Below are 6,331 nucleotides of genomic sequence, written 5' to 3' on the forward strand. Positions count from 1 at the left end.
GCCGCTCCTTAGCCGATCATCGGTTCCTTGCGCCGGGGCGGCGCCTCCGGCTCGTCGCCGGCCTCATCAATCGCCACGGCACCGCGGCCGGTCAGTCGCCAGAGCACCACGCCGAGCGCCACGCCGAGCGCGGCCCCCATCAGCAGCATCAGCGAGGCGCTGCCGAAGGCGCCCCCCTCCTCCTGCAGGAAGGCCACGGCGGCCACCATGATGGCGGGTGCCATCCCGGTATAGGTCTCGCTCTCGCTGATCGGCAGGCTGAAGCGCCCGGGTATCCAGATCAGTCCGGCCACCACGCCGGTGATCACGCAGCGCGGCAGCCGCGGCAAAAAGCGGATTCCCAGGTAGCCAGTGACCAGCACCACCAGCGACAATAGGCCATAGACCAGCCACAGCAGTGGCATCGAGTCGGAAATCAACATCTACTCTCTCCCGGAGCGCGCCCCTTCGGCACGCCGTCTTTGGTGATCAGCGACTATGGTACACCGCGCCCTATGAAAGCACAGCCGCCCGTCTCCCCCGTCGCCCGCTTCCGGCGCGCCGACGATCCCCTCTGGCACTGGCTCGAGGATCGCCAGGCCCCGGAAGTGCGCGCCTTCCTGGAAGCCGCCAATGCCGAGTGCGCCCACTGGTTCGCCCCCCTGGACGCCCTGGCGGAGTCCCTCTATCGGGGCCACCTGGCACGCCGCGAGCTGGCGGTGACCGGCCTGGCCACGCCCCTGGATCACTTCACCTACTGGAGCGAGACCGCCGCCGAGGCGGACTACCCGCGCTGGTGGCGCCACCCCAATGGCGAGCCCGAGGCCAAGGCCTGTTTCCTCGACCTGGAGGCCCGGGCCGAGGCCCATGACTTCCTGGAGCTGGGCGATATGGCCCTCTCCCCGGACGAGGCCTGGCTGGCCTGGAGCGAAGACAGCAGCGGCGACGAGCGCTTCGCCCTCTACCTCAAGCGACTGCCCGAGGGCGAACCGCGGCTCCTGCTGGAGGAGATCGGCCCCGAGCTGAGCTGGGCCGAGGACGGCCAGACCCTGCTGTTCACTCGCTATGACGCCACCCAGCGCCCGGATAGCATCTGGCGACTGCGCCTCGACCTCGCCGGCCCGACGCCGGCGATCACCGAGGAGGCCCTGGTACTGCGGGAGGAGGATCCGGAGTTCTGGCTGGGCCTGGGCAAGACCCGCTCCCGGGCCTGGCTGGTGCTGGAGAGTGCTTCCAAGGACACCAGCGAGTGTCATCTGATTCCGGCCGACGCCCCCGCCACGCCGCCGCGCTGCTTTCGTCCCCGGGAGAGCGGCGTGGAGTATGCCCTGGAGCACCGCCCGGGCACCTTCTATGTGCTGCATAACCGCCGGGCGACCCACTTCTGCCTGGACGCCGTCGCCGAGGCGGAGGCCCTGGGCGAGGCGTCACCCGCCTGGCTCCCCCTGGTGGCCCACCGGGACGACCATACCCTGGAGGGGGTGGATGCCTTCGCCTGGGGGCTGGTGATCACCGAGCGGGACCACGACCGGGCCCAGGTGCGGCTGCGCGTCCTCGAGCTGAGCGCCGAGGGGGGGCTGGATGACGATCGCCTCCTGCCGCTGGACGAGGTGCCCAGCAGCCTGATGCTGGGTGACATGCCGCACTTCGATAGCCGCCGGCTGCGCCTGCGGGAGGAGTCCTTCACCCGGCCGGTGCGGTGGCTGGAACACGACCTGGAGCGCGGCGAGCGGCGCCTGCTCAAGGAGCAACCCATCCACGGCGACCTGCGCCCCGAGCAGCTCGCCTGCCGGCGCCTGTGGGCCGAGGGCCACGACGGTGAACGCATCCCGGTCTCGGTGGTGGCCCGGGCCGAGCTGCTGGACCAGGGCCCCCTGCCCACCCTGCTCTACGGCTATGGCGCCTACGGCGAGGTGCTGGATCCCTGGTTCTCGGTGGCCCGCCTGGAGCTGCTGGCCCGGGGCGTGGCCTTCGCCGTGGCCCATGTGCGCGGCGGCGGCGACCGGGGCGAGCCCTGGTACCTGGCCGGCAAGCTCGAGCACAAGGAGAACAGTTTCCGCGACTTCCTGGCGGCCCGGGACGCCCTGGTCGCCCAGGGCATCAGCGACGCCCGGCGCATCGCCGCCTATGGCGCCAGCGCCGGCGGCCTGCTGGTGGGCGCCAGCCTCAACCTGGCGCCTCAGGCCTTCTGCGCGGCGGTGCTCGACGTGCCCTTCGTCGATGTGCTGCGCACCATGGAGAACCCGGACCTGCCGCTGACCACCGCCGAGTACACCGAGTGGGGCAACCCGGACGAGCCGGACGCCCGTCGGCGCATCCGCGACTACTCGCCCCTGGATAACCTGGAGGATCGCCCCTATCCGGCGCTCTTCCTGCAGGGCAGCTGGCACGATACCCGAGTCCCCTACTGGGAGCCCGCCAAGCTCTATGCGCGCCTGACGGAACTGGCCCTGGCCCGGGGCGAGACGCCGACCCGGGGCCCCCGCCCGATTCTGCTGCGCAGCGACCTGAGCGCCGGGCATGGCGGCGCCTCCGGGCGCTTCAAGGCATGGCGGGATAACGCCCGCCAGGATGCCTTTATCCTCTGGGCGCTGGGGCTGGCAGAAGCTTAATCGATAGGTAACACGGCGATGATATGGTCCTCGAGGTGCTCCTCGGGGACCTCGCGCTGTGAGACGGCGAAGCTCGACACATCGATGCCCTTGCGGCGCAGGCGCCGGTCGTCGCCGGCGTTGAGGGGGTGCCAGGCGGCCAGCTTGCGTCCCTCGTAGAGGCGCCGGTAGGCACAGGAGTGGGGCAGCCAGCGGAACTGCTCGACCCGCTCCAGGGTCAGCCGGGTGCAGCCCGGCACCCGGTCGAAGCGATTGGCATAGTCGCTGCAGCGACAACTGGGGATATCCAGCAGCTCGCAGGCCACGTTGAGCACCGCCACCTGGCCGGTGTCGGCATCCTCCAGCTTGAGCAGGCAGCACTGACCACAGCCGTCGCAGAGCGCTTCCCACTCCTCGGCGGTGAGTTCATGCAGGGGATACCGCTCCCAGAAACGTTCGCGCATGATCGCCTCGTCGCCGCTCAGTAGCGGGCCTCGGTGGGGGCCCGATAGAGGTCGAGCATATACTCCTCCCGGGCCGGCGGCAGCTGGAAGTAGTAGCCCTTGTCGCGGATGGCGGCCATCACGTCGGCGGCCTTGGCGCGAGCCAGGGGCTTGTCCTCGGTGAGGATCAGGGTCAGTGCCGCCTGGGGCTTGCCGAAGCGCTCCAGCAGCGCCTCGGGCACCTCGGCCAGGCCGCGGCGCTTGTCCACGTAGAGGTACATCTCATCGCGGCGCGGGCTCTTGTAGATCTCGCACAGGATCTTGTCATCGGTCATGGGGTGACTACCTCGTCGAGGGCATGGGACAGGGCGGCGGCGAGGCGTTCGCCCCGCCAGCCCCCGGGCAGCGGCAGCACGCCGCCGTTCAGATGGGCGGTAACCAGCGCCTCCAGGTCACGACGCCTGAGCAGCAGCTCCGGCGCCACGCCCAGGGCCTCGGCCTCGGCAGTGACCACCCGCTTGAGGGCCTTGAGCCGCTTCTTGAAGGCCGGGCTAGTGGGCACCGGCAAGGCCGCGGGCAGCTCGGCCTCGTCGCAATGCTTGGCTTCCTTGACCAGGGCCAGCAGCGGGTCGCCGTCGCGCTTGATCTGGCTCGGCTTGAGGCCATCGACCCGGGCCAGCTCATGGCGGTTTTCCGGCATCCGCTCGGCGATGGCGAACAGCAGCTTGTCGCTGACCAGCCAGCCCCGCGGCAGGTTGCGCCGCCGCGCCTCGCCCTCGCGCCAGGTGGTCAGGCGACGATAGGCCTCGATCTGACGCGGTGCCAGCCTCCACAGCTGGCGCTGGCGCAGGTACCACTGGGCATCGCTCTCGTCGTTGCGCCCGGCCTGGGCCAGCAGGGTGTCGCACTCCGCCTCGAGCCAGCCCAGCCGGCCGGCGGCCTCCAGGGCGGCCTTCTGGTGTTGCCACACCTCGAGCAGATAGACCACGTCCAGGGCCGCATAACGCAGTTGAGTCTCGGAGAGGGGCCGCGCCAGCCAGTCGGAGCGGGTCTCGTCCTTGGGCAGAGTCTCGCCGAGCCAGTGGGCCACCAGGCGCTGATAGCCCATGGCGGGATCCTCTCCCAGCAGCCCCTGGGCCACCTGGGTGTCCACCAGGGGCGCGACCAGCACCCCGGCCCAGGTGGCCAGCACTTCCAGATCCTCGCTGCTGGCGTGCAGCAGCTTCACCGCCCCCTCGCCGAGCAGGCGCTTGAGCGCCGGGGTGGCGGCCACCGCCTGGGGGTCGATCAGATAGACCGTGCCCCCGGCATAGAGCTGCACCAGGGCCGGCACCGGGTAGAAGCTCGACTCTCGGAAGAACTCGGTGTCCAGCGCCAGGGTGTCGGCCCGGGCCAGCTCGGCACAGGCGGCCTCCAGGGCCTCGGGGGTATCGATCCAGCGAATCTCGGGGTCAAGGGACATCTTGGTTTCCAAACTTGAAGGGGGCCGACGCTAGGAGCCGGCGAAGGGCTGACGCCCCAGAAAGGCACGACTCAGGGTACCGCCGTCCACGTATTCCAGTTCGCCCCCCATGGGCACGCCATAGGCCAGCCGCGACAGGCGAATCGGCCGTCCCTGGAGCTGGCTGGCGATATAGTGGGCGGTGGCCTCCCCCTCCACGGTGGGGTTGGTGGCCAGGATCAGTTCCTCGATGGGCTCCTCGGCGAGGCGCGTCTCGAGGCGGTCGAGGCCGATATCCTCGGGGCCGATCCCGTCCAGCGGCGAGAGGTGGCCGTGGAGCACGAAATACTGCCCCTGGTAGCCTCCCGCCTCCTCGATGGCCAGCATATCCGCCGGTGACTCCACCACGCACAGCACCCGCTCGTCGCGCCGCGTGCTGCGACACAGGGTGCAGACCTCCTCCTCGGTGAGGGTCCGACAGCGGCGACAGTAACCCACCGCCTCCAGGGCCTCGCCGAGCACGGCGGTCAGCCGCCGCCCTCCTTCACGATCACGCTCGAGCAGGTGCAGCGCCATACGCTGGGCGGTCTTGGGTCCGACGCCGGGCAGCACCCGCAGCGACTCCATCAGCCGCTCGACCAGGGGCGAAAAGCTCATCAGAACGGCATCTTGAAGCCGGGGGGCAGGTTCATGCCGGCGGTCACCTCCTCCATCCGCGAACGGGAGCTCTCCTCCACCTTGCGGACGGCATCATTGACGGCCGCGGCCAGCAGGTCCTCGAGGAGCTCCTTGTCCTCCTCCATGACGCCGGGGTCGATCTCCACGCGACTGACGTCATGGCGGCCATTCATGGTCACCCGAATCATGCCGGCGCCGGCCTCACCGGTGACCTCGGCCTTGGCGATCTCCTCCTGGGCCCGCTGCATCTTCTCTTGCATCTCCTGGGCCTGCTTCATCAGGTTACCCATTCCACCTTTCATCATGGCGTGGTCCTCTATCTCGTCGTGGGAATAGCTCGATACGCCGCCTCAGGAGGTCGGCGTCTGTGGGGTCACGCTGCTCTCCTGGAGCCGCGCACCGAAGGTCTCTTGCAGCTGCTGCACCCGGGGGTCCGCCTTGAGGGCCGCCACCGCCTCGGCATGACGCTCCGCGGCCAGGCGCTCGGCCCGGGCCTGGGGCGTCTCGACGCCCGCCGGCAACTCCGCCACGTCGACCACCAGGCGGCGCGGGAGATCCTGGGCGGCCAGCGCCGCCTGGATACGCTGGTGATGCACCTCGGCATTCATGGCCGACTGGGAAGGGTCGAGACGCAGACGCAGGGTCTGGCCATCATCACCCTCCACCACGCAGTGGGCCGCCAGGTTACGGGTCAGGCCCCCCAGTCCCAGGCTCTCGAAGCGATTCAGCCAATCGGCCTGATCGAGCAGGCCGCTCGTGGAGGGGGCCTGCGGCGACGCGGGGGCCATCGCTGCCGGGGGAGCATCGGGCGCCTCGGCCACTGGCGAAGCCGGCGTCGCGGCAGGCGGCTCGACCGGTGTCTCGGCTGTCGTCGAGGGTTCCGGTGCGGTCATCTCGACAGGCGGCACCGGTTCCGGCGTCTCTGGCTTCAACGCCTCGGCAGGCGGCACCGGTTCCGGCGTCTCTGGCTTCAGCGCCTCGACAGGCGGCACCGGTTCCGGCGTCTCTGGCTTCAGCGCCTCGGGCTCCGGTGCAAACGCCTCGGGCATGGCTTCGGGGATAGCCTCGGGATAAGGCTCCCAGGGCGGCGGTTCCTGCGACGCCGGCTCGGGAGCCACTTCCGGGCGAGGCGTCGGGACGGCCGCCTGGGGGGATGCCTCCGGCTCCTGGGCCGCCGCCGCGGGGGGGCTGGGCGGTGT

At 70.3% G+C, this 6,331-nt stretch carries 8 protein-coding genes; 1 reads left to right on the forward strand and 7 read right to left on the reverse strand.

Annotated features, from left to right (window positions below):
* Nucleotides 1–8: 8 nt before the first annotated feature.
* A complete protein-coding gene (locus NFU04_RS11200; protein ID WP_251309519.1) occupies nt 9–422 on the reverse strand; it encodes a hypothetical protein in 414 nt (137 codons plus the stop codon).
* Between the two features lie 72 nt (nt 423–494).
* On the opposite strand from NFU04_RS11200, the gene NFU04_RS11205 reads away from it, so the two are divergent.
* Complete coding sequence (locus NFU04_RS11205; RefSeq protein ID WP_251309520.1) at nt 495–2,591, forward strand: S9 family peptidase; 2,097 nt, start codon at nt 495–497, stop codon at nt 2,589–2,591.
* On the opposite strand, the gene NFU04_RS11210 is transcribed toward NFU04_RS11205, so the two are convergent.
* From NFU04_RS11210 to NFU04_RS11235, 6 genes are all read right to left on the reverse strand, one after another.
* Nucleotides 2,588–3,034: a YcgN family cysteine cluster protein gene (locus NFU04_RS11210; protein WP_251309521.1), complete on the reverse strand. Its 447-nt coding sequence runs from the start codon at nt 3,032–3,034 to the stop codon at nt 2,588–2,590. The two genes, NFU04_RS11205 and NFU04_RS11210, sit on opposite strands and share 4 nt — an antisense overlap.
* A gap of 17 nt (nt 3,035–3,051) precedes the next feature.
* Nucleotides 3,052–3,348, reverse strand: coding sequence for a YcgL domain-containing protein (locus NFU04_RS11215; RefSeq protein ID WP_198058053.1), 297 nt, complete (start codon nt 3,346–3,348; stop codon nt 3,052–3,054).
* Nucleotides 3,345–4,475 (reverse strand): ribonuclease D, encoded by a 1,131-nt coding sequence (gene rnd, locus NFU04_RS11220; RefSeq protein WP_251309522.1) that lies wholly within the window; start codon nt 4,473–4,475, stop codon nt 3,345–3,347. Before rnd ends, NFU04_RS11215 begins: the two co-directional genes overlap by 4 nt.
* A 30-nt stretch (nt 4,476–4,505) precedes the next feature.
* Entirely contained in the window at nt 4,506–5,111 is a 606-nt protein-coding gene (gene recR / locus NFU04_RS11225) for a recombination mediator RecR (protein ID WP_251309523.1), read from the reverse strand.
* The gene (locus NFU04_RS11230; RefSeq protein ID WP_251309524.1) at nt 5,111–5,437 is read right to left on the reverse strand and encodes a YbaB/EbfC family nucleoid-associated protein; all 327 of its coding nucleotides are present in this window, start codon (nt 5,435–5,437) and stop codon (nt 5,111–5,113) included. The genes recR and NFU04_RS11230 overlap by 1 nt, the downstream gene beginning before the upstream one ends.
* A gap of 45 nt (nt 5,438–5,482) precedes the next feature.
* A partial coding sequence (locus tag NFU04_RS11235) for a DNA polymerase III subunit gamma/tau C-terminal domain-containing protein (RefSeq protein WP_285835145.1) occupies nt 5,483–6,331 on the reverse strand: 849 nt, incomplete at its 5' end.

The sequence above is a fragment of the Halomonas sp. NCCP-2165 genome, from assembly GCF_023708045.1.
In the GTDB taxonomy this organism is placed as follows: domain Bacteria; phylum Pseudomonadota; class Gammaproteobacteria; order Pseudomonadales; family Halomonadaceae; genus Bisbaumannia; species Bisbaumannia pacifica.

Bases quoted from the DNA above. Each gene is read 5' to 3' on its own strand.
- recR (WP_251309523.1), bottom strand. From the start codon at position 5,111: ATGAGCTTTTCGCCCCTGGTCGAGCGGCTGATGGAGTCGCTGCGGGTG.
- NFU04_RS11200 (WP_251309519.1), bottom strand. From the start codon at position 422: ATGTTGATTTCCGACTCGATGCCACTGCTGTGGCTGGTCTATGGCCTA.
- NFU04_RS11210 (WP_251309521.1), bottom strand. From the start codon at position 3,034: ATGCGCGAACGTTTCTGGGAGCGGTATCCCCTGCATGAACTCACCGCC.
- NFU04_RS11215 (WP_198058053.1), bottom strand. From the start codon at position 3,348: ATGACCGATGACAAGATCCTGTGCGAGATCTACAAGAGCCCGCGCCGC.
- NFU04_RS11230 (WP_251309524.1), bottom strand. From the start codon at position 5,437: ATGATGAAAGGTGGAATGGGTAACCTGATGAAGCAGGCCCAGGAGATG.
- rnd (WP_251309522.1), bottom strand. From the start codon at position 4,475: ATGTCCCTTGACCCCGAGATTCGCTGGATCGATACCCCCGAGGCCCTG.
- NFU04_RS11205 (WP_251309520.1), top strand. From the start codon at position 495: ATGAAAGCACAGCCGCCCGTCTCCCCCGTCGCCCGCTTCCGGCGCGCC.